Consider the following 1,109-nt stretch of genomic DNA (forward strand, 5'->3'; position numbering starts at 1 on the left):
TACCACCACGCCCGGGGCGGCGCGCTGACGGCCATCGACCTGAACGGCTCACGCCTCACCGAACACCAGCTCAGTGGCGGGCGCGAACGCCAGCGCCGCCAAGGCCTGCTGCTCAGCCAGTACGACTACGACGAACAGGGCCGGCTCAAGGCCCAGACGGTGTGGCAGAACCAGCAGCAACTGTTCTGGCGCGATTACGCCTACAGCGCCAATGGCAACCTGCAGTCCATTTCCGACAAGCGCAACCGCCGCCATTACCAATACGACCCGCTGGATCGCCTGATCGGCATCGACTATTCCCACAGCGAGCCGCCGGAACACTTCGCCCACGACCCGGCCGGCAACCTGCTGATGCAGGACCGCCCCGGCCCGACGACCCTCAAGGGCAACCGCCTGCTGATGGAGGGCGATCGCCACTACGACTACGACGCCTTCGGCAACCTGATCCGCGAACGGCGCGGCAAGGCCCAGTGCCTCGTCAGCGAATACCGCTACGACAGCCAACACCGACTGATCGGCGTCACCACGGCGCACNCCACCTCAAGGGCAACCGCCTGCTGATGGAGGGCGACCGGCACTACGACTACGACGCCTTCGGCAACCTGATCCGCGAACGGCGCGGCCAGGCCCAGTGCCTCGTCCGCGAATACCGCTACGACAGCCAACACCGACTGATCGGCGTCACCACGGCGCACGGGCGCGAAACGTCCTACCGCTACGACGCCTTCGGCAACCTGATCCGCGAACGGCGCGGCAAGGCCCAGTGCCTCGTCAGCGAATACCGCTACGACAGCCAACACCGACTGATCGGCGTCACCACGGCGCACGGGCGCGAAACGTCCTACCGCTACGACGCCTTCGGCCGACGCATCAGCAAGACCGTGGACGGCCTGACCACGGAATTTTTCTGGCAGGGTGACCAGGTCGTCGCCGAAAGCAGCCCGCGCCACCACCGCAGCTACGTCTACGAACCGGGCACCTTCCGCCCACTGGCCCTGCTCGACGGCAAAGGCCCGAACGCCTGCCCGTTCTACTACCACCTCGATCACCTGGGCACACCCCAGGAACTGACCAACTACGGCGGCACCATCGTCTGGTCGGCACGCTAC

The 1,109-nt window shown here is 66.3% G+C and carries 1 protein-coding gene and 1 pseudogene; both read left to right on the plus strand.

The features are described from left to right. Window positions 1-561 (plus strand): RHS repeat domain-containing protein (locus MKS85_RS29130; protein WP_409078042.1); only part of this gene is annotated, 561 nt, incomplete at its 5' end. 155 nt (window positions 562-716) lie between these two features. Continuing rightward, a pseudogene (locus tag MKS85_RS29135) lies at window positions 717-1,109 on the plus strand (RHS domain-containing protein); the annotation flags it as partial.

The sequence above is a fragment of the Pseudomonas sp. JL2 genome (genome assembly GCF_031570495.1).
Classification (GTDB): Bacteria; Pseudomonadota; Gammaproteobacteria; order Pseudomonadales; family Pseudomonadaceae; genus Aquipseudomonas; species Aquipseudomonas rhizophila.